The organism is Paraburkholderia tuberum STM678 (assembly GCF_902833905.1).
Lineage (GTDB): Bacteria > Pseudomonadota > Gammaproteobacteria > Burkholderiales > Burkholderiaceae > Paraburkholderia > Paraburkholderia tuberum.
In genome coordinates this window covers 1-24,766 of sequence record NZ_CADFGP010000073.1, presented here as the reverse complement: position 1 = coordinate 24,766, position 24,766 = coordinate 1, and the positions used below count along the sequence as shown (strand labels likewise).

The following is a 24,766-nucleotide window of genomic DNA, read 5'->3' as shown; positions in this document are numbered from 1 at the left end:
CGACGAGGCATTCCAATGGCAATGAGCCCTTTCGCCGGAGACGATGACGACGGCCTGATGAACGAGATCAACATGACGCCGCTCGTCGACGTGATGCTGGTTCTGCTGATCGTCTTTATGGTGACAATTCCGGTGATCCGTCACGCGGTCAAGATCGATCTGCCGCACGCGAGCAGTCAGAGGGAAGACACGAAGCCCGCGCAGGTGACGGTGTCGATCGACGCGGACGGCAACGTGCTGTGGGACAGCACCAAGGTCGACGATGCGGCGCTCGCCGCGAAGATCGCCGCGGCCGCGCAGGCGAGCCCGCAGCCGGAGTTGCATCTCGATGCGGACCGCAAGGTGCCGTACGAGAAGGTCGCTCAGGTGATGTCGGCCGCGCAGGCTGGCGGACTGACGAAGATTGGTTTCGTCACGCAGCCCAAAGCGAAGTAAACGGTAACGTGGCACGCGGAGCGGCGCGCTCGTCCACGGGAACACCCCTTTTAAACAGGGCCAAAAAGTAAAAGGCCTTCATCGTCGGATGAAGGCCTTTTTTTGTGCGCACTTGGCGCCTTCGGGCGGCGGGATCATTTGCCATCGGCCGAAGACTGATAGCTTTTATCACCGCATGCGAGGGCCGTGGTCGACACGGACAACGCGGTCAGCCCTATCAGGCCCGCTATGATAGCGGCCATGAGTTTTCGCATAGGACACTCCTTAGCGAAAGGGATTTCACTATATGCCTGTGTGTGCGCGCATTCAAGCAAACGACCATTGAAAGTAATCATGACAGGCCGCGCTTAAATGCTAAAAACGATTTGCGAAGCGCGCTAGCGGCCCGCGGCGCACCGTGCCCCCTCAAGTTGCCACAGAGCCTCATGAAACCGCCGCCGACGCAGCGGAGGACGCCCTCGCCACCGATCCCTGCTCCGCCGCTTTTTCGGCGCGCTCAGGACACTCGCCGATGATGTGCTTGCCCTCATCCGGATCGAGCATCTCGACCAGATAATCGACGAACGCGCGCACGGCCGGCACCATCCCCTGACGCGACACGAACACCGCGTACAACTGCGGCGTCGGAAAACTCCAGCCCGGCATCACGGGCGACAGTTGCCCCGCTCTCAACGCGGCTCCATACATCATCTCCGGCAAGGCGGCGATGCCGACGCCGGCGAGCACCGCCTCGCGAATCGTCATCAGATCGGCGGTCACGAGGCGCGGCTCGTGTTCGTGAGCATGGCGCGTGCCGTCGGGCGAGATCAGGTTGTACACGTGGCGGCCGTCGCTCGTCGGCACGTCGAGTGTTTCGAAGCGGTTCAGGTCGCCCGGCGTCAGCGGCGGCGCATTCTGCTGCAGCAGGCTCGGCGCGCCGACCAGCATCTGCTCGGTGCGCCACAGCGGCCGCACGACGATGTTCGCGTTTTCCGGCGGATCCGAACGCACGCGCAGTGCGACGTCGATCGAATCCTCGAACAGATCGACCACGCGATTCGTCACACGCATCACGACGCGCACCTCCGGAAAGCGGTGCATGAATTCCGGCAGGATCGTCGACAGAATCGTCTGCGAGATCGTAACCGGCACGCTGACGCGCACCGTGCCGCGCGGCGACGAGCGCAGCTGCTGCACGACATTGACCGCCGCCTGCGCTTCGCTGAGCATCGCTTGACAGTGCTGGTAGAACAGCTGCCCGGCTTCGGTCAGTGCGAGCTTGCGAGTGGAACGCTGCAACAGGCGCACGCCAAGCGACGCTTCCAGCTCCGTGAGCCGACGCGACAGGCGCGACTTCGAGATGCCCAGCACCCGCTCGGCGGCCGAAAATCCGCCATGTTCGACGACCTGCGAAAAGTACATGAGGTCGTTCAGATTGTGTGAATCGATCTTCATCTCATCGTTCCATGAATAGAACAATCCATTGCTGAGGGACGGCTGGCACCGCCAAAAACGGTCCCTATAATAGCCCCATGTTTCAGAAATCGCGCTATTCCCCATTTTTTCGAGGTGATATTGATGACTACGTCACGCACGATCGAACGCACGTTCCCGTCGGTTCGCACAGTGGAGGGCGGCGGATTCATCGTTCATCGACCGTTTCCGACGCGTCTGCTGATGGACTTCGATCCGTTCCTGCTGCTCGACGAAATGGGGCCGGTCGACTATGCGCCAGGCGAGGCGATCGGCGCGCCCGATCATCCGCATCGCGGCTTCGAGACGGTCACCTATGTGCTCGAGGGCCAGTTCGGCCACAAGGATTCGGCGGGCCATTCCGGCACGCTGCACGCCGGTGACGTGCAATGGATGACCGCGGGCGCGGGCGTCGTGCATAGCGAAATGCCGGACCCGGAATTCACGCGCACCGGCGGTCGCGTGCACGGCCTGCAGCTATGGGTGAACCTGCCGCGTCGCGACAAGATGATCGCGCCGCGCTACCAGGAAATTCCGTCGACACGCATTCCGGCCGCGACGTCCGAAGACGGTCAGGTGCGCGTGAAGGTCATCGCGGGCGAAGCGCTCGGCGTCAAGGCCGCGATCGAAACGCGCACGCCGATCCTGTATCAGCATTTCTCGTTGCAGCCGGGCGCGACGATCCGCCAGCCGGTACCGGCCGACTATCGCGTGTTCGCGTATGGGCTGTCCGGCAAGGGCGTGTATGGCGAAGGCGACGCGCGCGCGGACATCGACGCGCGCACGATGGTGGTGTTCGCCAACGACGGCGACGCGGTGACCATCACGGCCGGCGACGAACCACTCGAAGTACTGCTGCTCGGCGGCGTGCCGCTGAAGGAGCCGGTGGTGCGCTATGGCCCGTTCGTGATGAATACCGAAGACGAGATCCGTCAGGCGGTGATCGACTATCAGGCCGGGCGGATGGGCGCGATCACGCACTGACAGACGAGCGCGTGCCGCGCGTTTGTCACGCCTGTCGGCGCGAGGCGAAGCTTGCCACCAGCCACGCGCGCCGCCAAATCATCCGCCACGGGCCGCGAACGCCGCTAAATTCGTTCACAATAACGGCTCATGTCGCGCGGCCCGCGTTGATTTCGACAGTCCGCGGCGCGCGACGCTATTAGATCCCTAGCAGAGGAGCCGCGCATGGCAGAGCCCACCGTCACCGCCCACATCGGTTCGACGAATTTCCAGGTCGTATTCGATGACGGCAAGCACACCTGGCTTGCCGACGAACCCGAATCGCTAGGCGGCGGCGACCGCGGCCCGACGCCGGTCTCGCTGCTGCTGTCGAGCCTCGGCGCTTGTACGTCGATCACGCTAAAGATGTACGCGCAGCGCAAAGGCTGGCCGCTCGCGGGCGTACGCGTCAAACTGTCGATGGAAACCGGCGACGCAGGCTCGACGATCGACCGTCAGATCATGCTCGATGGCGAACTCTCCGACGAGCAGCGGGAACGGCTTTTGCAAATTGCCAATGCGTGCCCCGTGCACAAGATCCTCACGCACACGATCTCGATCCGCTCCTCGCTCGCGGTCGCTTAACAGTCGCAGCAAACGCGCATAGGACGGTCGGACGCCGTCCGTTCGGGTCACGGGTATTGCAATATTTTCATAGGACGCAGTCGTCTTGAATTTCGAACACCTTATTCAGATCAACGATCCGTTGAATCCCTTCGTCGAATCGATGACCCGCGAGCAGCTGTGGGAAGGGCTCGTGCTGCGCGCCGAGCAGCCGCAACTGTTCGTGATTGGTCTCGACAGCTGCACGATCCTGTCGCGCGACGGCAATGTGCTCGAGCGTGAGTTGCACTACGGCCAGGCCACCGTGCGCGATCGCGTCACGCTGCAGGAAAGCGAAAGCGTGCGCTACGACATCCTGCCGACCGCCGAGCACGTCGGCGGCTCACTGACGATGACGATCGAGCAGCCCGATGAGCTGCAGTTGTTCCTACGCTTCGAGTACGCGACCACGCTGCCCGTCTCGACCGACCAGGACGCCGTGCAGACGCAGGAGATCGTCAAGTCCGCGTATCGCGAGAACGATATCGATACGGTGCGGCTGATCCGCCAGTACGTCGCGGCCGGGCAGGAACCGGGACCGTTGCACTGACGTACCGCGCGGGCGCCCTGCCCGCGCTTTCGCGGGGCCATGTCAGAATGGCTTCCAGAATCGCCATCTAGACGCACTTTCATTCAGCTATCAAAAGTCGGATCCGATCAATTTCTCGATCTTGTAAATAGGAATGGTTATCATTTAGAATAATCACATCGAATCGACGAACAAGCTAAAACGAATGACCGATATGACCCGCTCCTCCACGCTCAGCCTGCGCCGCTCGGCGGCCGCGCTAACCAGCCGCCCGAAATCGTCGACGACGGCCGCGCCCGCGGCGAAGCCCGGCGCGCAACGCACCGCCGGCCAGAGCGAGACGTCGGAACGGGTCGTGCGCAGCGACGCGCTGCTGCAAGGCCATAGTCACATCAGCATCGTGCACAACGGCGACACGTATCAACTGCGTGCGACGCGCCTCGGCAAGCTGATCCTGACGAAGTAGCAAGGCAACACGAGGTAAGTACCGGGTATTGTGGGGACCACCTCCCAGAGAGGTGTTAGGCATTAGCCAGCCACGACGGTTTGCACGCGAGAACTAGACCCCTTCGTGCAGACACCAAGCCAGCCGTCGCAGCAAGCCAGGCCGCTTTTTTGGTTCTCGCTCGAAAGCCGATGCGCGCAACGGCGTACATCGCTGAAAATGATAAAGCCGTGGGATGTCACCATCCCACGGCTTTTCGTTTGCGCCTGCGTTCGCACCGGACACAGGCTGAAGACTTACTTCGAGGCCCAGCCCCAGAACATCAGCCACCACGCGCTATTGACGACCGCCAGCGCCGCGACGAACCACAGCATCGCCAGCGCGCGTTGCACGAAGCGCTCGCTGTAGCGGCGCGTGACGAGCCACGCGAGCCATGCGCTCCACGCGCTCGCAATCACGAGAATTGCGATGCGCAGATCCGACGCCCACCACAGCGACACGTGCTCGGCGCGCAGCAGCGACAGCGTCGTCGCCGACAAACCAAGGAATACGCCCGCGCCCGCGATCGGAATCAGCCCCTGCGTCAAGTGATGCAGACGCGTTGCGTCGAAGCGCCCGAGCATGCGCGTCGCGCCCGTCAGCAACAGCAGCAGCACGGTGCCGTAGACAAGCGCCGTCGACAGGATATAGCCGATCAGCAGCGAGCCGTCGAGCCACGAGAACACGTCGTTCTGGTCGGGGTAATGCGTGAACAGGAACCACGGCGCGTTGGTGTCGAGCGGCCACGTGATGTCGCGATCGACGAGCCACGTCGCGGCGAACATCTTCAGGTCGATGAACCAGCGCGACGCGGTCCAGTGGAACGCGCCGATCGCGATGCCGAGCAGGCCATACAGGATCAGCGCGGTGTCCCACGGGTTCGCGTTCTTGTCGCCCAACTGCACGACTTCGGTCGACGGCTTGCGCCACGTCAGCGCGATCGCATCGCGGTGTCCGCTGCAGCGGCCGCACATATGGCAGTCCGCCGCGCCCTTCATGTTGCGCAACGGCACGAGCGGCGCGCAGTTGATCGGAATCACGCGATGCCCATGCTCGCCGTTCGTGTACGAGCGGCGCCACGCGTCTTCGTCGACCTTGTAGTGAAACGGCGCGAGCCGTGACAGAAGCGAAAAAACCCCGTTGACCGGGCACAGGTATTTGCACCAGACGCGCTTCTCGCGTCCGTATAGCAGACCGATCACGATTGCCGCGAAGGTCGAGCCGCCGAGCACCAGCAACACCGCTTTCGGATACTGGTAGACGCTCACCATCTGCCCGTAGATCGTCGTGATGCCGAACGCGACGAACGGCCAGCCGCCCCAGCGCATCCAATGCGGAATCGCGCGGCCGCAGCCGAATTTGCTCGCGAATTCGGCGAGCGCGCCCTCCGGACACAGCACGCCGCACCAGACGCGGCCGAGCATCACCATCGACAGCAACACGAACGGCCACCAGATGCCCCAGAACACGAACTGCGCGGCGAGCGTCAGGTTGTTCCACAGATGCGCGGTGTCGTCCGGCAGCGGCATCAGCGCGGGCACGACGATCAGGAACGCATACACCGCGACCACGACCCACTGGATGCCGCGAATCACCGCGCCGTGGCGCTGCATCCATTGGCCGGCCGCCGCGAGGCGACCCGGCCGGGAAGCCATCACGGCGCTCATGCCGCGCGCCCTGCCGTCTGCTGCGCGGGCTTGCGACTGGCGCGGCGCACGAGCAGATAAACGACGGCCCAATACACGGCATAGGCGAGCAGATTCATCAGCGCCGGATGCGCGCGGTAGCCGGTCAGCGTCGCGACGAGCGAACCGAAGGTGCTCGAGTCATCGAGAATCGCCGACGAATTCCACAGCTGGTCGACGAGCGTCGGCAGGATTTCCTTGTCGATCAGCTTGTCGACGCCGGTCTGGAACAGCCCCGCGCCGAGGAACAGCAGCATGATTTCGGTGACGCGAAAAAAGAGCCGCCACGAGATGATCTTGCCGCCGAGCTGCAACACGTAGAAGGTCAGGAACGCAAGCGCGAGACCGATCACGACAGCGAGCATCTGACTGCCGTCGACATGACCCGACTGGCCAAAGCCGAGGCCGTACAGGAAGATCACGGTTTCGCTGCCTTCGCGCGCGATCGCCAGTGCGACCAGCAGCGCCACGCCCCACCAGTTCGAATCGCGCTGGCTCTTTTGCAGCGACTGTTCCATGTCGCGCTTCAGCGTGCGGCCGTGCTGCTTCATCCATAGCACCATCTGCACGATCAGCACGCAGGCGATGAGCACCATCGCGGTCTGGAAGTAATCCTGCGCGTCACCGGAGAGCACCTCGGTGAAGCCGACCAGCGCCGCGCCGAGCGCCACCGCCGCGATCACGCCGGCCGCCACGCCGCCCCACAGGTACGGCAAGCCGCGGCGGGCGTCGTCGTCGCCATTTTTCAACCACGCGTACAGGATGCCGACGACCAGCAGCGCCTCGACGCTCTCCCGCCACACGACGAACAGAATCTGACCCATTCAAGCTCTCCCTTCGATCCTTCTACTGCCCGCATCCGTTGCCTCGCGCGACCGACAGCGCCCGCTTGCCGTGGCGAGTTCGCGTTCGCATTCGATCGAGACCACTGCTTACTTCGCGACGATCACGCCCTGCGCCTGCTGGTGAAAGTCGTCGAAAAACTTGTATTCGCCCGGCTCCAGCGGAGCGATCACGACGAACGAATCGGCGCCCGGCGCCAGAACCTTCTCTTTACGCAACTGCACGCTTTCGAATTCGGCCGCGCCCTTGCCGGTGTTGCGTACTTCGATCTTGATACGCTGGCCTGCCGGCACTTCGATGCGGGCCGGGTTCAGTTTGCCGTCGTTCATTTCGAGCTTGAAGGTCGGCAGGTCGGCTGCATGAGCCGTGGCCGCCAGGCAAAACGTGACGGCAAGCATCGCGATCTTTCGGTTTATTCTCATTGCCCTTTCCGGAAAACGCGACGCGCCAATGCCAGATATGACTCCGACTGTCCGCGCGCCGTCTGCTGCATTCACTGATACGTTGAGCGACCGCATTGGCACCGCGCGCCGATCAGTAACCGCCCTTCTTGCCGATGCCAGCGAAGGTGAAGTCGTATTCGAGCGTGATTGGCTTGAACCACGGACCGACGCCGGTTTCCTTGTCGACGTGACGGCCGAACGCCATGTGGCCCATTTGCATCGGCGGTTCGACGATCAGCTTCAGGTGATACTTGCCCGGGCCTTGCAGCTTGACGTTGTCGCCGTAGTGCGGACCATCGTTCGCGACCATCGGCATCAGGTCGCCTTTCAACGGCTGGTTCGAGCCGGCCTTCGTCAGTTCGTAGTGCACCTGCAGATACGGCATCCAGTCGCCTTCGGCGAAACCGGTCGGATTGTTCTTGACCGCGTGGATGTCGGACTCGAGGTGGATGTCCGAATCCGACGCCTTGCGCATCATGCCTTCGGGTTCCATCGTGACCGGCTGCAGGTAGACCGCGCCGATTTCCATGCCGCCCTGGATCTGCTGCTTGCCAATCGGATATTCGGCGGCCGAGACCGACAGCGCCGCGACAGCAGCTACCGCTGCCGCGCCACCGCGCACAAACGAAGAAATCCGCATTGAAGCTCCTTGTTTTGATCAGACTGGGAATCGATTTCGTTGAATGTCGTTGAAACACTGCGCTCGCAAGTCAGATGTAAATTTAAATGCGAACCATTCTCAATATTGGGGCGAGTTTATCATCGATCGTTGACGAGAACAAACCTGTCAGCACGCTCTGCCTGATGTCAGCAGGGTCTTAAGGCTCGCTTAAGAAACCTTCGTGCGACGGGGAAACAGGGACGGAATTCGTCACGGCCAAGTTGGCCGCGCCGACGGCTGCAGCGGGAGCTAAAGCGCCGGCCGATGTGAACAGGCGCGGCAAATGGCCGCGCCCTTTCGTGGTGGACAAAAGCGGTGGAGGGACGCCAGCTATTCGACGCCCGACACGTGGTCGCCGACGTTCGCGCCGAACACGCGCTGACGCAGCAGCGCTAGCTGGTCGCGGGTCTGCGCGGCCTTCTCGAATTCGAGATTCTTCGCGTGCTCCATCATCTGCTTTTCGAGGCGCTTGAGCTCCTTGGCGAGCTGCTTCTCGGACATGTCCTCGAACTTCGCGCGAGTCTGCTGCTCCTTCAACTCGGCACGCGCTTCGTCGATGTTGTACACGCCATCGATGATGTCGCGAATCCGTTTCACGACGCCGCGCGGCGTAATGCCGTGCGCGGCGTTGAACGCGATCTGCTTCGTACGGCGCCGCTCGGTTTCGTCGATCGCGCGACGCATCGAGTCCGTGATGTTGTCTCCGTACAGAATCGCCTTGCCGTTCACGTTACGCGCCGCCCGGCCGATGGTCTGGATCAGCGAACGCTCGGCGCGCAGGAAGCCTTCCTTGTCCGCGTCGAGAATCGCGACGAGCGACACCTCGGGAATATCGAGCCCCTCGCGCAGCAGGTTGATCCCGACCAGCACGTCGAACGCGCCGAGACGCAGATCGCGGATGATCTCGACGCGCTCGACCGTGTCGATGTCGCTGTGCAGATAGCGCACCTTGATGCCGTGGTCGGCCAGGAACTCGGTGAGCTGCTCGGCCATCCGTTTGGTCAGCGTCGTGACCAGCACGCGGTCGCCGGCCTTGATGCGCTCGTTGATCTCGCCAAGCACGTCGTCGACCTGGCTGCGCGCCGGCCGCACCTCGATTTCAGGGTCGACGAGGCCGGTCGGACGCACAAGCTGTTCGGCGACCTGCCCCGCGGTCCTCTTCTCGTAATCGGCGGGCGTCGCCGACACGAACACGACCTGGCGCATCTTGCGCTCGAACTCGTTGAACTTGAGCGGCCGGTTGTCGAGCGCCGACGGCAGCCGGAAGCCGTAGTCGACGAGGTTTTCCTTGCGCGCGCGGTCGCCGTTGTACATGCCGTTCAGCTGGCCAATCAGCACGTGCGATTCGTCGAGCATCATGATCGCGTCGGGCGGCAGGTAATCGACGAGCGTCGGCGGCGGCTCGCCCGGCGCCGCGCCCGAGAAGTGCCGCGAATAGTTCTCGATGCCCTTGCAGAAACCGAGCTCCTGCAGCATTTCGAGGTCAAAGCGGGTGCGCTGCTCGAGGCGCTGCGCCTCGACGAGCTTGCCTTGGCTATAGAAGAATTCGAGGCGCTCGCGCAGCTCGGCCTTGATCGTTTCGACGGCGCGCAGCACGGTATCGCGCGGCGTCACGTAGTGCGACGACGGATACACGGTAAAGCGCGGAATTTTCTGTCGCACGCGGCCGGTGAGCGGATCGAATAGCTGCAGTGTTTCGATTTCGTCGTCGAACAGCTCGACGCGCACCGCCATCTCGGCGTGCTCGGCCGGGAAGATATCGATGGTGTCGCCGCGCACGCGGAACGAGCCGCGCTGGAAGTCGGCTTCGTTGCGGCTGTACTGCATCGCGATCAGCCGCGCGATGACGTCGCGCTGGCCGAGCCGGTCGCCGGTGCGCAGCGTCAGGATCATCTGGTGGTATTCGGACGGATTGCCGATACCGTAAATCGCCGACACCGTCGCGACGATCACCACGTCGCGCCGCTCCATCAGGCTCTTGGTCGCCGACAGCCGCATCTGCTCGATATGCTCGTTGATCGACGAGTCTTTCTCGATGAACAGATCGCGCTGCGGCACATACGCTTCCGGCTGGTAGTAGTCGTAGTACGAAACGAAGTACTCGACCGCGTTGCGCGGAAAGAACTCGCGGAACTCCGAATACAGCTGCGCGGCGAGCGTCTTGTTCGGCGCGAACACGATCGCCGGGCGGCCGAGCCGCGCGATCGTGTTGGCCATCGTGAAAGTCTTGCCGGAGCCGGTCACGCCGAGCAGCGTCTGGAACGCGAGACCGTCGCCGACGCCTTCGACGAGCGTGTCGATCGCCGTGGGCTGGTCGCCGGCGGGCGGATACGGCTGGTAGAGCTTGAACGGTGAACCTTCGAACGCGATGAATTTTGATTCGTCGAGCGTATCGTCGGCTTCAGTCAGATGGTGTTCGGACATGAGGGGCGGCACCGGGCCTTGGGCAAAGAATCATTCTAACGGGTTGTGGAAAGCGAAGATCGAGCGGGCTTACGTAGGGCGGCCCTGGGCGCCGGTGTGTTATGGCGCTTTGCGGACTTGCGCGCCCTGACGGGGTTTACCGCGAACTCCCATCCCGGGCTGTGTCCTCCACGCCACTCGTCATCGTGGCGCAGTCAGCGCCAATGGGCAGCGCACCTCGGCCTGTTCGCGCCGTCGACATCGCCACGCCCCGCTCGAATTCCTTACGGCCACATGGCTCTCCAGTGCCTGTTTTTCAAGCAAATAATCGCCTTTTGCCCGTCTGGTCGTCCGAAAAAAGCGCCCGGATTCGTTACAATGCGAAGTTGCGCTCGCTCGCCGCTGTCCATAGGCCGTCCCCGATTTTCGCGTTTCGTCGAACTCACGCCCACCCGCGAAACGCCGCCGACGCCCAAGATGAGGCCGCTCGCGCGCGAAGCCGCCCTCTTTTCACTACTGCTGCCCACCCATCATGTCTCTGTTCTCCGCCGTCGAACTTGCTCCCCGCGACCCGATTCTGGGCCTGAACGAAGCTTTCAACGCCGATACGCGCGCCACCAAGGTCAACCTCGGCGTTGGCGTGTACTTCAATGAAGAAGGCAAGATTCCGCTGCTGCGCGCCGTGCGCGAGGCGGAAAAGGCCCGCGTCGAAGCCGCGCTGCCGCGTGGCTATCTGCCGATCGAAGGTATCGCCGCTTACGATGCCGCCGTGCAAAAGCTGCTGCTCGGCAACGACTCGCCGCTGATCGCGGCCGGCCGCGTCGTCACGGCGCAGGCGCTGGGCGGCACGGGAGCGCTGAAGATCGGCGCCGACTTCCTGAAGCGCGTGAATCCGAATAGCAAGGTCGCGATCAGCGATCCGAGCTGGGAAAATCACCGCGCGCTGTTTGAAGGCGCGGGCTTCGTCGTCGAATCGTATCCGTACTATGACGCGCAGACGCACGGCGTGAACTTCGACGGCATGTTGAGCGCGCTGAACAGCTATGAGGCGGGCACGATCGTCGTGCTGCACGCGTGCTGCCATAACCCGACCGGCGTCGACCTGAGCGTCGAGCAGTGGAAGCAGGTCGTCGAGGTCGTCAAGGCGCGCAACCTCGTGCCGTTCCTCGATATCGCCTACCAGGGCTTCGGCGACAACATCGAAGCGGACGCGGCAGCCGTGCGTCTGTTCGCGGCGCAGGAACTGAACGTGTTCGTGTCTTCGTCGTTCTCGAAGTCGTTCTCGCTGTACGGCGAGCGCGTCGGCGCACTGTCGATCATCACCGCGAGCAAGGAAGAAGCGGCGCGCGTGCTGTCGCAACTGAAACGCGTGATCCGCACCAACTACTCGAACCCGCCGACGCACGGCGGCTCGGTAGTCGCGGCCGTGCTCGCATCGCCGGAACTGCGCGCGACGTGGGAAAGCGAACTGGGCGAAATGCGCGAGCGCATCCGCGCGATGCGCAATGGTCTCGTCGAGCGTCTGAAGGCAAGCGGCGTTGATCGTGACTTCAGCTTCGTGAACGCCCAGCGCGGCATGTTCTCGTACTCGGGTCTGACGGCACCGCAAGTGGACCGTCTGCGCGAAGAGTTCGGTATCTATGCGGTCAGCACGGGCCGCATCTGCGTGGCTGCGCTCAATACGCGCAACCTCGACGTCGTCGCCACCGCGATTGCTCACGTGCTGAAGTAAGGCGATTCACAGCGCGGAGGTTTGCCGTGCAAGTGCAGCAGGTTCGCCGCTGCCACCGCCTGTAAAAACGGCGCCCTTTTCTGAAAGGGCGCCGTTTTTTTATTTTCTGACGGTTCGGCCTTGGTTGGCGCAGCGTCGGGGCTCTCCGCGAGGAATCAGCGCGAATCCCGATGAATATCGTGCGTGACGAACCCGGCATCGTTTTCCGGCATATCGAGCCAGTCGGGCTGCTCGAGAGAACGGAGAATATCTTCGAGACCGCTTCGCCAATGCTCGCGCATCGTCGACAGACCGAATTGAAAGTCCTTGTAGTGTCCTTCGTATTCCTTGTGCCGGTAGATCAGGTGAATCACGTTGTAGCGCTTTGAACACGACAGATCTTCGGCCAGCTTGCACCACGGATCGTCGCGTTGGTCTTCTGGCACACGGTCCAGCACCTCGCGCAGTACGTGGCGGAAACGCTGCGAGCGCTGCAGCATGTCGGTCACGAGACGCGTACGGCTCGAATACTGGATGTCTTTCATGCGGCCCTGCACGTCGGTGAGGTTGTCCGGCACCGGCCCGATCGCACTCCATAGGTCGACCTGAAACGCGAGCGTGTCGCGACGCGGCGTGGACTGGAGCATCTCGTAGAGCGGCGTATTCGACATCAGGCCGCCGTCCCAGTAGAACTGACCGTCGATCTCGACGGCCGCGAAGCCCGGCGGCAACGCGCCAGACGCTATGAAATGCTCGGGCCTGAGCGTGGTGTGGGTATTGTCGAAGTACGCGAAATTGCCCGTGCCGCAATTCACCGCGCCCACCGACACGCGTATTTCGCCGGAATTAATCCGGTCGAAATCACACAGCGACTCGAGCGTGGCCTTCAGCGGCGTGGTGTCGTAGTAGCTCGCCAATTGCGGCGGACCGGACACCGTGGGCAACGGCGGTGGGAAACGCGGCACGAAAAAGCCCTTTTGCCCTTCGACGATCGCGCTCATTGCCTGCGCTGCCGTAAATGCCTTGCGCACCGCTTCGCTCGAATTGAACAGAAGGTGCTCGATCGGAGCCGGCAAGGGCGCCCCGAACGCCGGCTGGCAGATCGTCTCCCAGAATTGCAGCAGACGCTCGACGCGTCGTTCCGGTGGATTGCCCGCAATGATCGCCGTATTCAGTGCACCGATCGAGATGCCCGCGATCCAGTTCGGTTCGATGCCGGCTTCGTAAAGTCCCTGAAAGACGCCGGCCTGATAGGCGCCGAGCGCGCCGCCGCCTTGCAGCATCAGCGCGACGGTTTCGTAGTTGGGCAACCGGAGATGCCGGCGCGGGCGGGCGGCGACCGACGGACCCGCGCCCTCCCCGTCGCCCGACACGCCCACCCGCGCCCGCTTCAGATTGCGTTGCGCCATGGGCCGCCCCTTAGTGCATGTACCAGCCGTGGCTCACGACGAACGACTGGCCGGTCAGCGCCGCGCTCGGGAATGTCGACAGGAACAGCACGGTCTGCGCGACGTCTTCGACCGTCGTGAAGATACCGTCGACGGTACCGCCCAGCATCACGCGCTTGATCACTTCCTCTTCGCTGATGCCGAATTCTTTCGCCTGCTCGGGAATCTGCTTGTCGACGAGCGGCGTGCGCACGAAGCCCGGACACACGACGTGCGAACGCACGTTATGCGCAGCGCCCTCCTTGGCAAGCACGCGCGACAGGCCCAGCAGAGCGTGCTTCGCGGTCACGTACGCCGACTTCAGCGGCGAGGCGAGATGCGAGTGGACCGAGCCCATGTAAATCACGACGCCGCCGCGATTGTCCTTGTACATGTGCTTGAGCGCGGCCTTGGTGGTCAGGAACGCGCCATCCACGTGAATGGCCTGCATCTTCTTCCAGTCCGAGAACGAATAGTTTTCGATCGGATTGACGATCTGGATGCCGGCGTTGGAAACGAGAATGTCGATCGAACCGAATTCCTCGGCGACCTTGTCGATCCCCTGGTTGACGGCATCTTCGTTCGTCACGTCCATTGCCACGCCGATTGCCTTACCGCCGCCCTTTCTGATTTCTTCAGCCACGGCGTTCGCACCGTCCTGGTTCAGGTCGGCGATCGCGACCGCAGCACCCGCGGCCGACAGAGTCAACGCGATCTGTTTGCCGATGCCGCTCGCGGCACCAGTGACGACGGCAACTTTGCCGTTCAGATTCGAGTTCAGAGACGACATCCAGAACCTCCATGCAGTTGATGAGCAATGAGACCACGAGACCGCGCGCGGCGAGAAGTCGGCCAAACGGTATAGACCGTTCGGCGGATGCAGCGCGGCGGCCGACTTCGCTATTGTGCATGAACCCTGTGAACGACATAGGTAAAACGCACATCGAACCGTATCTCTTTAAACTGGACGCTTTCGGGCTGAATCCGGGCTCCGTTCCCGTGGCATCACCAACCAGGAGACATGCATGAATTATCGACGTCTGGGCCGCTCGGGCCTGCAAGTGAGCGAGTTGTCCATCGGCTCATGGGTCACGTACGGCAACCAGGTGGATCACCGCGCCGCGCGCGAATCGCTTGCCGCGGCGCGCGACGCGGGCGTCAATTTCTTCGACAACGCCGAAGTCTACGCGGGCGGCAAATCCGAGGAGATCATGGGCCATGCGTTGAAGGAGCTCGCGTGGCCGCGCGTGAGCTACGTCGTGTCGACGAAATTCTTCTGGGGACTCAACGAAGCGCCGAACCAGTACCACACGCTGAACCGCAAGTACCTGATGAACGCGATCGACGCGTCGCTGAAGCGCCTGCAGCTCGACTATGTGGACCTCGTGTTCTGTCATCGTCCGGACCCGAACACGCCGGTCGAGGAAACGGTGTGGGCAATGAGCGACATGATCGCGCGCGGCAAGGCGCTGTACTGGGGCACCTCGGAATGGAGCGCCGACGAGATTCGCGCCGCCTATGAAATCGCCGAGCGGCATCATCTGCACAAGCCGGTCATGGAGCAGCCGCAATACAACCTGTTTCACCGCAAACGCGTCGAGCAGGAATACAAGCGGCTCTACGAGGACATCGGCCTCGGCCTGACCACGTGGAGCCCACTCGCATCGGGTCTGCTCACCGGCAAATATCGTGACGGCGTGCCAGCCGACAGTCGCGCGCAGTTGCAGGGTTATGACTGGCTGCGCCAGCAGCTCACGGACCCGACCCGGAACAGCGTGGTCGGCCAGCTCGGCGCGGTCGCCGACGAGCTCGGCTGCACGGTCGGTCAGCTCGCGATCGCGTGGATTTTGAAGAATCCGAATGTCAGCACGGTGATCACGGGCGCCTCGCGGGTCGAACAGATCGGCGAAAACATGCAGTCCGCCGAGGTGGCCGAGCGCATCACACCGGAGATAAAGCAGCGGATCGAGGAGATCATCGGCGACGCGCACGAGTAATCGCGCGCGCAGCGCCACGCACCGGGTGGCTAACCGGTCACGCGCGGTCGCGTACAATACGCGACCGCGCGTCGCCGGCTCCTTCGGGCCAGCCTGCGCTCTCTCAGCGTCCTCTCATCATGCTCAGCTACCGCCACGCCTTTCATGCCGGCAATCACGCCGACGTTCTGAAACACGCCGTCGTGTTGCAGCTCCTGCGCTACCTTGGCCAGAAGGACAAGGCCTACTGGTATATCGACACCCACGCGGGCGCCGGCGTTTACTCGCTGAAGGAAGGCTACGCGACGAAGTCCGGCGAGTTCGAGACGGGTATTGCGAAACTGTGGGGCCGCAACGATCTGCCGCCGCTGTTCGCCGAATACGTCGATGAAGTCAGCGCGCTCAATGGCGATGGCCAGTTGCATTTTTATCCGGGCTCGCCGTATCTTGCGTGGCGACAACTGCGCGCGCAGGATCGTATGCGGCTCTTCGAATTGCACAGCACCGAAATCGACGTGCTGCGCCACAATTTTCGCGACGCGGGCCGACGCGCAATGCTGTATGCGGGCGACGGCTTCGACGGAATTCTCACGCTGTTGCCGCCCGCGCCGCGCCGCGCGCTGATCCTGCTCGACCCGTCGTATGAAGACAAGCGCGATTACGGGCGCACGCTGCGCTGTGTCGAGGAGAGTCTGAAGCGGTTTCCGACCGGCACGTACGCGGTCTGGTATCCGCAGGTCAAGCGCCCTGAGTCGCAGCGCTTTCCCGATCAACTGAAGCAGTTGCAGAAGGACAACTGGCTGCACGTCAGCCTGACCGTCAGCAATCCGCCGGAAGACGGCTATGGGCTGTTCGGTAGCGGTATGTTCATCCTGAATCCGCCGTATACGCTCGCCAAGACGCTGAAGGATCAGATGCCATGGCTCGTCAAAACGCTCGGCGAGGACAAGGCTGCGACGTTCAAGGTCGAATATCGCGGCAATTGAACGTGATGAGCGGCGCGTGAGCGTGCCGCGCGCGGTTCCCCGTCACCTGTCTTGCGCAACCCGATCTCCGCATACGCTCACTTGAACTGCGCGGCCGCCTTGCTCGCGAACTGGTTCGTATAGGTAGCACTCAGATCGATCTTCTTCGGATCGAGCCGGCTATCGAACGACGACAACGCGCGCAGCGACGTCGCCGGGCCATCAGCGGGCATCAGTCCGTCCGGCGAATACGCGTCGCGCACGTTGTGAAAGGCGTCGAGATAGAGCGTCGGGTCGCCCAACAGATAGGCTTGCGGCACCATCTTCAGCAGATCCGCGTCGCTCGCAGTCTGCAGCCAATGATTCGCATGCACGATCGCGTTGGTCAGCGCCTGCGTTGTCTTCGGATTTTTCTGGATGAAGCTTTCGGCCGCGTAAAGCGTCGCCGCGGGCATCATGCCGCCGAACACCTCCTGCGTACCTTTCACCGTGCGCGTATCGACAAGCACCTTGATGGCGCCGCTACGCGTGAGCTTGGTCATCATTGGATCGACATTGGACAGCGCGTCGATCTGGCCACTGCCCACCGCGGCCAGCACCGTCGCGCCGCTGCCGACGCCGATCGCCGAAATGTCGCTGCGCTGCACGCCGGCCTTGCGCAACGCAACGGTGAGCACGAGATCCGTCGACGAACCCGGTGCGCTCACGCCGACCTTCGCGCCTTTGAAGTCCGCGAGCGACTTGATCTGATCGGCCTTCGACTTCACCACGCCGATCACGATCTGCGGTGCGCGGCCCATCAACACGAACGCGCGATAGTGCTGACCCTTCGCCTGCATGAACAACGTGTGCTCGAACGCGCCCGCGCCGACTTCGGCGCTGCCGCCCACCACCGCTTCGAGCGCTTTCGAGCCGCCCGCGAAATCTTCGAGCGTGACGTTCAGGCCTTCGTCCTTGAAGTAGCCGAGCTGCTGTGCGGCGAGGACCGGCAGATAGTACAGGCCAGGTAAGCCGCCGACGGCCATCGTCAGTGTCGGCATTTCCGGCGTGTCCTTCGCGAACCCATCGCCGGGCAACGCGGCCAGTGCGAGCAGCATCACGCAGGCGCGCGTCGCACGCTGCATCCATTGATTGAGCATGGTGACGTCTCCTTGTTGTGTTTTCCGTTCGAAGCAGTGACGCAGGCGCACTTGCCGAGATCGAAGCTCACGGCGTCGAGGCGCGCAACGATTGTCGTCGGACGGTTTCACGGACGCCATGCGCCCAAACCCGAATGAGATTGTCGGGTGCGAGGCAAGCTGGCGTATGGGGGAGAAACGGGACCGCGCAGAAGCACCGACGACGATCTCTCGCGCCGTCGGTGCCTATTGCGGAAGGGGCACCGCTCGAGGCACCGGCCGCGGCACGCCACCACCCGCCGGCAATTGGATATACGGCGCGACCACGAACGGCGGCGACGATTCCGGAGGCAGCTCGACCGGTGCCGCGATCGGCGGCGCGGCGACGATCGGCTCCGGCGCAGGCGGCGAGCTCAGCAGTACGGTACCGCTCTGGCCATTATTGACGCCGCCAAGCGTATCGAGGATCACGGGAGGACGCCCGTTATCGGACACCGCGAATGCGTCCGACGCGGCGCAGAGGGCGGCGAGCGTCGCCATGGCGGCCGCGGCCATCACGGCTCGGAAAGTTTGCAGCGAACGGACGGAGGACATGGACAGCCCGATTGGTTATGAATGCCGTCTTGCGCGAAAAACGCCCTACATTACCGCGGGCCGCGTTACGAAGCTAGTCGATATTCGCCATCAGCAGCTTTCTTGCGCCGTTCACTCGAAAAAACGTCGAAGGCACACGCGGATTTCGATGTCCAGATACGACAAAGCCCCGCTTTGACGGGGCTCGACATTGGTACTGCACGGCCGCGCAAAAGCAGGCGCCGCCAGGTCAAACTCAAAGCGGAAACTTACAGCGAATAGCCGTTGGTTTCGAGCGAACGGATGCGCTGTTCGAGCTGAACGATATCCGACGACGAGGCGAGATATGCCTCACGACGGCTACGTTCCGCGGTTTCGAACCAGGTGCTGAGCTTCTCAAGAATGAATGCAAACATGATGTTCTCCAAGGAGCAGATCGAATCCCCGGTGATTTGACATCGGGGATTTCCCGTAAAAGGGTTAACCCGCATTATAGCCCTAAGGTACAACCTGAACAGTGAAATGCCCGCATGGTGTGCATTCCGTTTTGGAATAGTGCACTGTAAAGGTGCAATGCAGTTCCTGATTTTATTGGGATTCATCGAGGCGTCCTTTCAGTGGACGTCATTTTCGCAATTTTTATGCGCACTTTCGGTGCACGAATCGCTCGACCTTAAGAATCGGCAGGCCGGGTTGCACTTCGATTAGCCGCTAAAGCGGACGGCAACCTCGTCCCGATACAAGATCGGTGTCCGCCAGTCGCTCGATAATCGGACAATCTGGCCGGTCATCACCATGGCAATGATCGGCCAGATGCGCGAGAGTGTCGCGCATGTCCGTGAGTTCGGCGATGCGGCGATCGAGTTCGGCGACATGTTCGAGCGCGATCCGCTTTACTTCGGCACTTGCACGCGAGCGGTCGTGCCATAGAGCAAGCAGCCGCCGGATATCCTCGACCAGAAATCCGAGCCGGCGAGCCTGGCGAATAAAGCGCAAGGAATGCACTTCCTGCGGGCCATACACGCGATAACCGGCACTCGTGCGCGCCTTCGCAGTCAATAGGCCGACACTTTCGTAGTAGCGGATCATTTTTGCCGTAACGCCCGACACGCGGGCCGCTTCGCCTATGTTCATGACTGTTTCCTCAAGGTTGCGGCTGAACTCCAATCGATCCTACACCTTCCCATGGTGGGAAGGTCAGCTACCCAAACAAGGTACGGCAGGCATAATTCGACTATCCGCAATCTGATTCCGCCGAGGTCTTTGCAATGACAATCGAACTCCATGTAGAAGGCATGAGCTGCCAGCACTGCGTTGCCGCTGTCACGAGCGCGATTCGCGAGCACGACGCCGCCGCGCAGGTTCAGGTGGATCTCGCGACCGGCCGCGTGCTCGTGGAGTCGGCGCAACCCGTCGATGCGCTGAAGGCCGCGATTGACGAGGCCGGATACACGGTCACGTCTGTGCGCTGAGGGTGCGGCGCATGTTCAAGGTTGCCGTAATAGGTGGTTCCGGATTGCTCGGCCGCGCGCTCAACGACGAACTCGCGCGCCAGACCGGCTGGCAGACCGTCTCCACCGCATATAGCCGAACGTCTCCGCGAATGGTCGCGTTGGATGTTCGCGATAGCGTCGCGGTCGAGCGTTTCATCGACCGCGTAGCGCCGGATGCCGTCGTGATTGCCGCGGCGGAGCGCCATCCCGATGTATGCGAGCGCGATCCGGCGCTTGCTCGCGCGCTGAACGTCGATGCCGTGCGAATGATCGCCGGGGCGGCGAACCGACACGGCGCGTGGACACTGTCGATCTCGACCGACTACGTGTTCGACGGCACGCACCCGCCCTATCGTCACGACAGCACACCTGCGCCACTGAACGCGTACGGACAGAGCAAGCTCGAAGGCGAGCGAGCGCTGACCGACACGGCCGAGGGCGGATGCGTGCTGCGTCTGCCGCTGCTATATGGTCCGATCGTCAGTTGGTCGGAATCGGCCGTGACTAGCCTCGTGCCGGCGATTGCAGCGGCGGCGGCGCCGGGGGCCCAGGCTGCCAGGATGGACGCTTGGGCGATCCGCTATCCTACGTTCACGCCCGATGTCGCTTTCGTGATCCGACAGATGCTCGAGCGGCACGCGCGCGGCGAAACGGTCTCTGGCATCGTGCAATGGTCGGGCGACGAACCGATGAACAAGTACGAGATCGCCGTGCGCCTGGCAGAAGCGTTGCAACTCGACGCGCGTCTGACGCCCCAGCGCACACCCACCGACGCGACGCCGCGCCCGCACAACTGTCATCTGGCATCGAGCCGTTTAGAGGTACTCGGAATCGGTCGACGCACGCCTTTCGATATGGCGATCCGGGAGGTGCTGGCCGCGTTTCCGTGGCAGGGACAGGCAACTTCCGTATGATCCGGCGCCTTGCGTGCGTGCGGTAAGCGGCTGGCAAACCCCCGTTGACGAACGGTGAATCAGGCGACAGCGGTAAGAGGTTGCCAGTTATGTGGCAGCAATGCGGCGATGTCGCTTGCCCTGTGGGTGGGAGGCCGTGTCCCGATGTCTTTCAGATATGCGTGGGGTTCGTGACCGTTGAGTTCGTTGGCCAGCGCGCAGCGACCCGGCGAACAATCCGCGTTTGGCTGGAGCTGGAATCCGAGGGCGGAAGCACGTCGCCTGAGGGCTGCGATGCTGCGCTGGCGCTGCTGTTCCTCATAGCGCTGCTGCCCCTGGTCGACGAAGGCTTCGCCGCGCGTGAGCATGAAGTACAACCATGCGGGCAAGCTTGTGGGCGACCGCGGTATTGGCGCGCGGCTTGTCCATGCGTGAGCACAGCCGGCGGTAGAACGCGCCGAGCGCCGAGTCGCTGCGCGACAGGCTCATGGCTGCCATTTTCAGCGCCTGCCGGGCGCGGTTGGCGGAGGGTCGTGTGCCGGAAGCCAGCGTCAAGCACTTCTGTTCGTGGCGGGGCACAGGCGCAGCCACGAACAGAAGTGCTTGACGCTGGCAAAGCGGCTCAGATCCGGGCCGATCTCGGAGAGGATCGTCATCACGGTGGCCACGGACAGGCCGTTGATGCGCGTCAGGCCCACGCCCGCCCAGCGCGCGAGCGCGGTACGCGCGTCGAACCGGGGGCGTTCTTCTGGCGTTTCTTGTCCGGCCCGGCCAGCTGGACGTCGTGACGCCCCAGGGGGACCAGCAGCGCCCCGGTCTTCGCATCGCACTCGAGGATGCGCTCGGCGAGACTGTCGAACATTGCGAGCGCCTGCGCGAGCACGAACAGGTGCTCCTCGCGCCAGTTGCCGGTCAGCGCCCTGATGATGTCTTCGGTACTGGCCTTGACGAGACTGTGTGAGGGTGACCCGTTTGCGTGGACGGTTAAGCAGTTGAATTTTGACTAGTAAAACATCCCGTAAATAGCTTTAATAATTATCGGGCTGCAAATAAGGCTGCAGGAGCGTGACGACGAGCTCGGTCATCTCGTCGAGCGAACCCGTGCCCGGCAGCGGTTCCCATCGGCCGGTGTGGCTGCGAAAGGCGGCACTATAACGATTGCGGCCGAGGTCGGTGAGGCGCGCCACAACCGTCGGTTCCTCATCATCGAGACGTTTGATCAGCAGGTGCCGACCATACGCTTGTGTGACGATCTGCTCGTGGCCGAGCAGCCCGCGCAGTCGACGCTCAAGTTCGCTCGCGTAATGTTTAGTGGGTATGGCTGGCATGTCAGTCTCTCGATTACGATGCGCCAGTTTGCAGCGGATAGCCCCTGAAAGTCCATTTGAAGGGGCGTGCTGCCTGATTATGCGCGCGGACAAACTGCTCGGTACGCTCGCGCAGGTGCGCGGTGCTGGTATGGCTGGCGTGGCGTAGCACCCGGCGCGTGTAACGGGCGAACCAGAGCTCGATCTGATTAACCCAGCTCGCGTGCAGCGGGGTGAAGTGGAAATGAAACCGCTCGTCGTGCCGTGCATTGAATGCCTGCCAGACGGCCTGGGCGCGATGCGTATTGAGGTTGTCCCAAATCACATGCACCTGCTGGCTCGGGTACGCAGCCGCCACGCGCTCCATGAAGGCGACCAGGTCGTCCTGGGTGCGACGCTCGCGACAATCTGCCAGCACCTGCCCGGTATGTACATCCAGCGCAGCAATCAGCGCCTGGGTGCCGTGGCGAATATATTCAAACTCCCTACGACGCAGCCGTCCCGGCGCCGGCGCACGCCCCGGGTGCTTACGTTCGATGGCTTGAATGCCAGTCTTCTCGTCGATGCTGAGTACCACCGCGTTTCGAGGGACCTTGCGGTAGAACCTGCAAATCACATTGACCTTCTCACGAAAGGCCGGGTCGGGACTGTGTAGCCATTGCTTGACCCGGTGCGGTCGAACGTCACCGGCCTGCAAAATGCGCTGCACATGACTGCGGCTGATCTGTTCGACAATGCCGCGCCCGATCGCGCGCGCTACGATCTCGTCCAGCGTTGGCGTAACCCGTCCCTCGGGTTCGTGTGCTTCACATGCCAACGCGATCAACTGCAGTCGCGTTTCTTGCGTGATGCGAGGACGACGGCCGCTGCGCTCACCCTCGCGCAGGCCCTGCGCACCGTGCTGTGCGATGCGCTTGCGCCACGTGCAGACCGTCTGCACCGATATGCGCAGTTCCCGAGCAATCACCGTATTCGCGTGTCCTTCGTGCGCCCACAGCGCGATGCGTGCCCGCATCACATCTCGCTGCGTCGCGGTCTTCCGCTCGATCAGCGACAGTAGTTCTTCTCGTTCTTTCTTCGCCAACTTCACTGGCGTTGCATGACGACCTTGGCTCATCCCGAAATGATAGCCAAGACAATTATTTAATCAAGCTATTTACGGGATGTTGTACTAGGCTAGTTCCCTCCGGTTTGAGCCGTGCCACGAGTTGTCCACGGTCGGCCGGCGGGTCGCCTGTCACGACCACGACGCCGGCCGGCGGTGGACAACTCGTCCGTGACGCGGATTCGGTTTTGTTCTTCGTGAAGTTGCTCGTAGCGGATCGGCGCGCAGTAACCGATGCTGCTATGACGACGGCTGATGTTGTACCAACCTTCGATCCACGAGAACAGCGCTTGTCGTGCTTGTTCACGCGTATTGAAGCGGATACGCGCAAGCAATTCGCATTCGAGTGTCGCGAAGAAGCTCTCGCATATGGCGTTGTCGAAGCAATCGCCGACCGAGCCCATCGAGGGGCGCACGCCGGCGTCACGGCAGCGGCGGCCGAAGGCAATGGACGTGTATTGGGCGGATTCAACCGGTCGTAGGTGAAATCTGAAACCCAGAGCTGGTTCGGCCGTGCGGCCTTGAACTGGCGATTGACCCGATCCAGCGGGCGCGGGGCTATGGCATCAGGAACAGTCGTGCGAACACGTTTGCCTCGCATCACGCCGCGCAAACCCAGTTGCTTCATCAACCGTTCGACCGTGCAGCGCGCCACCGCGATACGCTCCCGGTTCATCTGCTTCCAGACTTTATCCGCACCGTAGACCTGCATGTTGGCCTGCCACACGCGCTTGATCTCCGCCCGCAGACGTTCATCGCGGATTGCGCGAACACCGCGCCGCGACGGATCACGAAGCAGCGCGGCATGTCGCCGGTAGCCCGACGGGGCAATCCGCAAGACCTTGCAGATCGGCTCGACCCCGAAGGTATCGCGATGCTGATCGATGAAGGCCTTCAGGACTTCAGGCGGCGGTCGAGCTCCGCCTGGGCGAAAAACGCACTCGCCAGCTTCAGAATCTCGTTGGCACGGCGCAGTTCCTTGTTCTCGCGCTCCAGTGCCTTGAGGCGTTCGCGTTCCGACGTAGTCACGCCCTCACGCTCCCCGCTATCCACTTCCTCTCGCTTGATCCACCCCAGCAATGTCTGGCTCGTGCAACCGATCTTGGGGGCGATGGATTCGATCGCCGCCCACTGCGACGGATACTCGCCGCGATGCTCCTGCACCATGCGCACTGCACGTTCCCGGACTTCAGCAGAAAACTTGTTCGACTTGTTCATGGCTCCATTTTCTCAAGAGTTGGAGCCTCCACCAAATCCGGGGCGGTTCATACTGATACGCATAAGACCATCCGATATAGTAAGAGAGTCCTTGTGTCCTTAGATACGTGCGGGAGGCTAGCGTCGAGCGCGGGAACGCCACCGAGCAGCGCTCGGGACGAGCTAGACGCTTGTTTGTGCGCAGGTCGTATGCGCAAAAACGCGTCGATCAACAGGCTACTTTTGGCAGTGGCTGGCAACGGCGTCCGACCACGCTTGTTGTTCGTGCTCGGTCGAGCATGTTGCTGTTGATTTGGGCCGCGTAAACGCAAAAACCCCACCGCGGCGGGTGGGGTTTCTGACTGGGGGGGAGCCTGACGATTACCTACTTTCACACGGGCAATCCGCACTATCATCGGCGTGGAGTCGTTTCACGGTCCTGTTCGGGATGGGAAGGGGTG

At 62.5% G+C, this 24,766-nt stretch carries 24 protein-coding genes, 1 rRNA gene, 3 pseudogenes and 1 other annotated feature; of the genes and pseudogenes, 10 read left to right on the top strand and 18 right to left on the bottom strand.

Annotated elements, in window-relative coordinates; all coding sequences use genetic code 11:
• The first annotated feature begins 15 nt into the window (after positions 1 to 15).
• Complete coding sequence (locus tag HWY30_RS35895) at positions 16 to 435, top strand: ExbD/TolR family protein (RefSeq protein ID WP_090803854.1); 420 nt, start codon at positions 16 to 18, stop codon at positions 433 to 435.
• A 423-nt stretch (positions 436 to 858) separates the two neighbouring features.
• On the opposite strand, the gene HWY30_RS35890 is transcribed toward HWY30_RS35895, so the two are convergent.
• Positions 859 to 1,869, bottom strand: a complete 1,011-nt coding sequence (locus HWY30_RS35890) for a LysR family transcriptional regulator (protein ID WP_090803853.1) — start codon at positions 1,867 to 1,869, stop codon at positions 859 to 861.
• 123 nt (positions 1,870 to 1,992) lie between these two features.
• Here HWY30_RS35890 and HWY30_RS35885 point away from each other — a divergent pair, with 123 nt between their 5' ends.
• The 4 genes from HWY30_RS35885 to hemP all read left to right on the top strand — a co-directional run bounded on the left by HWY30_RS35885 (position 1,993) and on the right by hemP (position 4,487).
• Positions 1,993 to 2,871 carry a pirin family protein gene (locus tag HWY30_RS35885; RefSeq protein ID WP_090803851.1) on the top strand — a complete coding sequence of 293 codons (879 nt, stop codon included), beginning with the start codon at positions 1,993 to 1,995 and terminating at the stop codon, positions 2,869 to 2,871.
• Positions 2,872 to 3,075: 204 nt separating this feature from the next.
• On the top strand, positions 3,076 to 3,474 hold the full coding sequence (locus HWY30_RS35880; RefSeq protein WP_090803849.1) for an OsmC family protein: 399 nt from the start codon (positions 3,076 to 3,078) through the stop codon (positions 3,472 to 3,474).
• Positions 3,475 to 3,559: 85 nt separating this feature from the next.
• Complete coding sequence (locus HWY30_RS35875; protein WP_090803848.1) at positions 3,560 to 4,042, top strand: SRPBCC family protein; 483 nt, start codon at positions 3,560 to 3,562, stop codon at positions 4,040 to 4,042.
• Between the two features lie 184 nt (positions 4,043 to 4,226).
• Positions 4,227 to 4,487: a hemin uptake protein HemP gene (hemP, locus tag HWY30_RS35870; protein ID WP_090803846.1), complete on the top strand. Its 261-nt coding sequence runs from the start codon at positions 4,227 to 4,229 to the stop codon at positions 4,485 to 4,487.
• Between the two features lie 275 nt (positions 4,488 to 4,762).
• Here hemP and HWY30_RS35865 read toward each other — a convergent pair whose 3' ends face one another.
• The 5 genes from HWY30_RS35865 to uvrB all read right to left on the bottom strand — a co-directional run bounded on the left by HWY30_RS35865 (position 4,763) and on the right by uvrB (position 10,561).
• The gene (locus HWY30_RS35865) at positions 4,763 to 6,172 is read right to left on the bottom strand and encodes a 4Fe-4S binding protein (protein WP_090803845.1); all 1,410 of its coding nucleotides are present in this window, start codon (positions 6,170 to 6,172) and stop codon (positions 4,763 to 4,765) included.
• Positions 6,169 to 7,014, bottom strand: a complete 846-nt coding sequence (locus HWY30_RS35860) for an FTR1 family iron permease (protein ID WP_090803843.1) — start codon at positions 7,012 to 7,014, stop codon at positions 6,169 to 6,171. The genes HWY30_RS35865 and HWY30_RS35860 overlap by 4 nt, the downstream gene beginning before the upstream one ends.
• Positions 7,015 to 7,122: 108 nt before the next feature.
• A complete protein-coding gene (locus tag HWY30_RS35855) occupies positions 7,123 to 7,455 on the bottom strand; it encodes a cupredoxin domain-containing protein (RefSeq protein ID WP_090803842.1) in 333 nt (110 codons plus the stop codon).
• 112 nt (positions 7,456 to 7,567) lie between these two features.
• Positions 7,568 to 8,116, bottom strand: coding sequence for an iron transporter (locus HWY30_RS35850; RefSeq protein ID WP_090803840.1), 549 nt, complete (start codon positions 8,114 to 8,116; stop codon positions 7,568 to 7,570).
• Between the two features lie 351 nt (positions 8,117 to 8,467).
• Positions 8,468 to 10,561, bottom strand: a complete 2,094-nt coding sequence (gene uvrB, locus HWY30_RS35845; protein WP_090803838.1) for an excinuclease ABC subunit UvrB — start codon at positions 10,559 to 10,561, stop codon at positions 8,468 to 8,470.
• A gap of 511 nt (positions 10,562 to 11,072) precedes the next feature.
• Here uvrB and HWY30_RS35840 point away from each other — a divergent pair.
• Positions 11,073 to 12,272, top strand: a complete 1,200-nt coding sequence (locus tag HWY30_RS35840; protein ID WP_090803836.1) for an amino acid aminotransferase — start codon at positions 11,073 to 11,075, stop codon at positions 12,270 to 12,272.
• A gap of 155 nt (positions 12,273 to 12,427) precedes the next feature.
• Here the strand turns inward: HWY30_RS35840 and HWY30_RS35835 are convergent, their stop codons facing one another.
• Both HWY30_RS35835 and HWY30_RS35830 read right to left on the bottom strand, forming a co-directional pair.
• On the bottom strand, positions 12,428 to 13,660 hold the full coding sequence (locus HWY30_RS35835; protein ID WP_090803834.1) for a DUF3734 domain-containing protein: 1,233 nt from the start codon (positions 13,658 to 13,660) through the stop codon (positions 12,428 to 12,430).
• A gap of 10 nt (positions 13,661 to 13,670) precedes the next feature.
• Positions 13,671 to 14,468 carry a 3-hydroxybutyrate dehydrogenase gene (locus HWY30_RS35830; protein WP_090803833.1) on the bottom strand — a complete coding sequence of 266 codons (798 nt, stop codon included), beginning with the start codon at positions 14,466 to 14,468 and terminating at the stop codon, positions 13,671 to 13,673.
• Between the two features lie 235 nt (positions 14,469 to 14,703).
• Here HWY30_RS35830 and HWY30_RS35825 point away from each other — a divergent pair, with 235 nt between their 5' ends.
• Positions 14,704 to 15,675 (top strand): potassium channel beta subunit family protein, encoded by a 972-nt coding sequence (locus tag HWY30_RS35825; RefSeq protein WP_090803831.1) that lies wholly within the window; start codon positions 14,704 to 14,706, stop codon positions 15,673 to 15,675.
• A gap of 119 nt (positions 15,676 to 15,794) precedes the next feature.
• Positions 15,795 to 16,640, top strand: a complete 846-nt coding sequence (locus HWY30_RS35820) for a 23S rRNA (adenine(2030)-N(6))-methyltransferase RlmJ (protein WP_090803830.1) — start codon at positions 15,795 to 15,797, stop codon at positions 16,638 to 16,640.
• Positions 16,641 to 16,717: 77 nt separating this feature from the next.
• Here the strand turns inward: HWY30_RS35820 and HWY30_RS35815 are convergent, their stop codons facing one another.
• From HWY30_RS35815 to cueR, 4 genes are all read right to left on the bottom strand, one after another.
• Positions 16,718 to 17,758, bottom strand: a complete 1,041-nt coding sequence (locus HWY30_RS35815; RefSeq protein WP_090803828.1) for an ABC transporter substrate-binding protein — start codon at positions 17,756 to 17,758, stop codon at positions 16,718 to 16,720.
• 225 nt (positions 17,759 to 17,983) lie between these two features.
• Positions 17,984 to 18,331 (bottom strand): hypothetical protein, encoded by a 348-nt coding sequence (locus tag HWY30_RS35810; RefSeq protein WP_244145134.1) that lies wholly within the window; start codon positions 18,329 to 18,331, stop codon positions 17,984 to 17,986.
• Between the two features lie 248 nt (positions 18,332 to 18,579).
• On the bottom strand, positions 18,580 to 18,726 hold the full coding sequence (locus HWY30_RS35805; protein ID WP_018418650.1) for a DUF3563 family protein: 147 nt from the start codon (positions 18,724 to 18,726) through the stop codon (positions 18,580 to 18,582).
• Between the two features lie 295 nt (positions 18,727 to 19,021).
• On the bottom strand, positions 19,022 to 19,444 hold the full coding sequence (gene cueR / locus HWY30_RS35800) for a Cu(I)-responsive transcriptional regulator (RefSeq protein WP_090803825.1): 423 nt from the start codon (positions 19,442 to 19,444) through the stop codon (positions 19,022 to 19,024).
• 134 nt (positions 19,445 to 19,578) lie between these two features.
• On the opposite strand from cueR, the gene HWY30_RS35795 reads away from it, so the two are divergent.
• Together HWY30_RS35795 and HWY30_RS35790 are read left to right on the top strand one after the other, a co-directional pair.
• Positions 19,579 to 19,782 carry a heavy-metal-associated domain-containing protein gene (locus tag HWY30_RS35795; protein WP_090803824.1) on the top strand — a complete coding sequence of 68 codons (204 nt, stop codon included), beginning with the start codon at positions 19,579 to 19,581 and terminating at the stop codon, positions 19,780 to 19,782.
• A gap of 11 nt (positions 19,783 to 19,793) precedes the next feature.
• Positions 19,794 to 20,717, top strand: a complete 924-nt coding sequence (locus tag HWY30_RS35790; RefSeq protein ID WP_090803822.1) for a dTDP-4-dehydrorhamnose reductase family protein — start codon at positions 19,794 to 19,796, stop codon at positions 20,715 to 20,717.
• Between the two features lie 59 nt (positions 20,718 to 20,776).
• Here HWY30_RS35790 and HWY30_RS35785 read toward each other — a convergent pair.
• From HWY30_RS35785 to rrf, 6 genes and pseudogenes are all read right to left on the bottom strand, one after another.
• Positions 20,777 to 20,933 (bottom strand): annotated as a pseudogene (locus HWY30_RS35785) (transposase domain-containing protein); the annotation flags it as partial.
• A gap of 5 nt (positions 20,934 to 20,938) precedes the next feature.
• Positions 20,939 to 21,645, bottom strand: a pseudogene (locus HWY30_RS35780) (transposase); the annotation flags it as partial.
• A 79-nt stretch (positions 21,646 to 21,724) separates the two neighbouring features.
• Complete coding sequence (locus tag HWY30_RS35775; RefSeq protein ID WP_090803820.1) at positions 21,725 to 22,024, bottom strand: hypothetical protein; 300 nt, start codon at positions 22,022 to 22,024, stop codon at positions 21,725 to 21,727.
• Positions 22,025 to 22,037: 13 nt separating this feature from the next.
• Complete coding sequence (locus HWY30_RS35770) at positions 22,038 to 23,120, bottom strand: IS630 family transposase (RefSeq protein WP_090803819.1); 1,083 nt, start codon at positions 23,118 to 23,120, stop codon at positions 22,038 to 22,040.
• A gap of 176 nt (positions 23,121 to 23,296) precedes the next feature.
• Positions 23,297 to 24,326: pseudogene (locus HWY30_RS35765) on the bottom strand (IS3 family transposase); the annotation flags it as partial.
• Positions 23,932 to 24,048: a sequence feature (AL1L pseudoknot), on the bottom strand. Its footprint overlaps the pseudogene before it by 117 nt.
• Before the next feature lie 351 nt (positions 24,327 to 24,677).
• Positions 24,678 to 24,766: ribosomal RNA gene (rrf, locus tag HWY30_RS43165) — 5S ribosomal RNA — on the bottom strand; the annotation flags it as partial.

Coding starts and splice junctions, on each gene's coding strand:
- HWY30_RS35895 (WP_090803854.1), top strand. CDS start 16: ATGGCAATGAGCCCTTTCGCCGGAGACGATGACGACGGCCTGATGAAC.
- HWY30_RS35890 (WP_090803853.1), bottom strand. CDS start 1,869: ATGAAGATCGATTCACACAATCTGAACGACCTCATGTACTTTTCGCAG.
- HWY30_RS35885 (WP_090803851.1), top strand. CDS start 1,993: ATGACTACGTCACGCACGATCGAACGCACGTTCCCGTCGGTTCGCACA.
- HWY30_RS35880 (WP_090803849.1), top strand. CDS start 3,076: ATGGCAGAGCCCACCGTCACCGCCCACATCGGTTCGACGAATTTCCAG.
- hemP (WP_090803846.1), top strand. CDS start 4,227: ATGACCGATATGACCCGCTCCTCCACGCTCAGCCTGCGCCGCTCGGCG.
- HWY30_RS35865 (WP_090803845.1), bottom strand. CDS start 6,172: ATGAGCGCCGTGATGGCTTCCCGGCCGGGTCGCCTCGCGGCGGCCGGC.
- HWY30_RS35860 (WP_090803843.1), bottom strand. CDS start 7,014: ATGGGTCAGATTCTGTTCGTCGTGTGGCGGGAGAGCGTCGAGGCGCTG.
- HWY30_RS35855 (WP_090803842.1), bottom strand. CDS start 7,455: ATGAGAATAAACCGAAAGATCGCGATGCTTGCCGTCACGTTTTGCCTG.
- HWY30_RS35850 (WP_090803840.1), bottom strand. CDS start 8,116: ATGCGGATTTCTTCGTTTGTGCGCGGTGGCGCGGCAGCGGTAGCTGCT.
- uvrB (WP_090803838.1), bottom strand. CDS start 10,561: ATGTCCGAACACCATCTGACTGAAGCCGACGATACGCTCGACGAATCA.
- HWY30_RS35840 (WP_090803836.1), top strand. CDS start 11,073: ATGTCTCTGTTCTCCGCCGTCGAACTTGCTCCCCGCGACCCGATTCTG.
- HWY30_RS35835 (WP_090803834.1), bottom strand. CDS start 13,660: ATGGCGCAACGCAATCTGAAGCGGGCGCGGGTGGGCGTGTCGGGCGAC.
- HWY30_RS35830 (WP_090803833.1), bottom strand. CDS start 14,468: ATGTCGTCTCTGAACTCGAATCTGAACGGCAAAGTTGCCGTCGTCACT.
- HWY30_RS35825 (WP_090803831.1), top strand. CDS start 14,704: ATGAATTATCGACGTCTGGGCCGCTCGGGCCTGCAAGTGAGCGAGTTG.
- HWY30_RS35820 (WP_090803830.1), top strand. CDS start 15,795: ATGCTCAGCTACCGCCACGCCTTTCATGCCGGCAATCACGCCGACGTT.
- HWY30_RS35815 (WP_090803828.1), bottom strand. CDS start 17,758: ATGCTCAATCAATGGATGCAGCGTGCGACGCGCGCCTGCGTGATGCTG.
- HWY30_RS35810 (WP_244145134.1), bottom strand. CDS start 18,331: ATGTCCTCCGTCCGTTCGCTGCAAACTTTCCGAGCCGTGATGGCCGCG.
- HWY30_RS35805 (WP_018418650.1), bottom strand. CDS start 18,726: ATGTTTGCATTCATTCTTGAGAAGCTCAGCACCTGGTTCGAAACCGCG.
- cueR (WP_090803825.1), bottom strand. CDS start 19,444: ATGAACATAGGCGAAGCGGCCCGCGTGTCGGGCGTTACGGCAAAAATG.
- HWY30_RS35795 (WP_090803824.1), top strand. CDS start 19,579: ATGACAATCGAACTCCATGTAGAAGGCATGAGCTGCCAGCACTGCGTT.
- HWY30_RS35790 (WP_090803822.1), top strand. CDS start 19,794: ATGTTCAAGGTTGCCGTAATAGGTGGTTCCGGATTGCTCGGCCGCGCG.
- HWY30_RS35775 (WP_090803820.1), bottom strand. CDS start 22,024: ATGCCAGCCATACCCACTAAACATTACGCGAGCGAACTTGAGCGTCGA.
- HWY30_RS35770 (WP_090803819.1), bottom strand. CDS start 23,120: ATGAGCCAAGGTCGTCATGCAACGCCAGTGAAGTTGGCGAAGAAAGAA.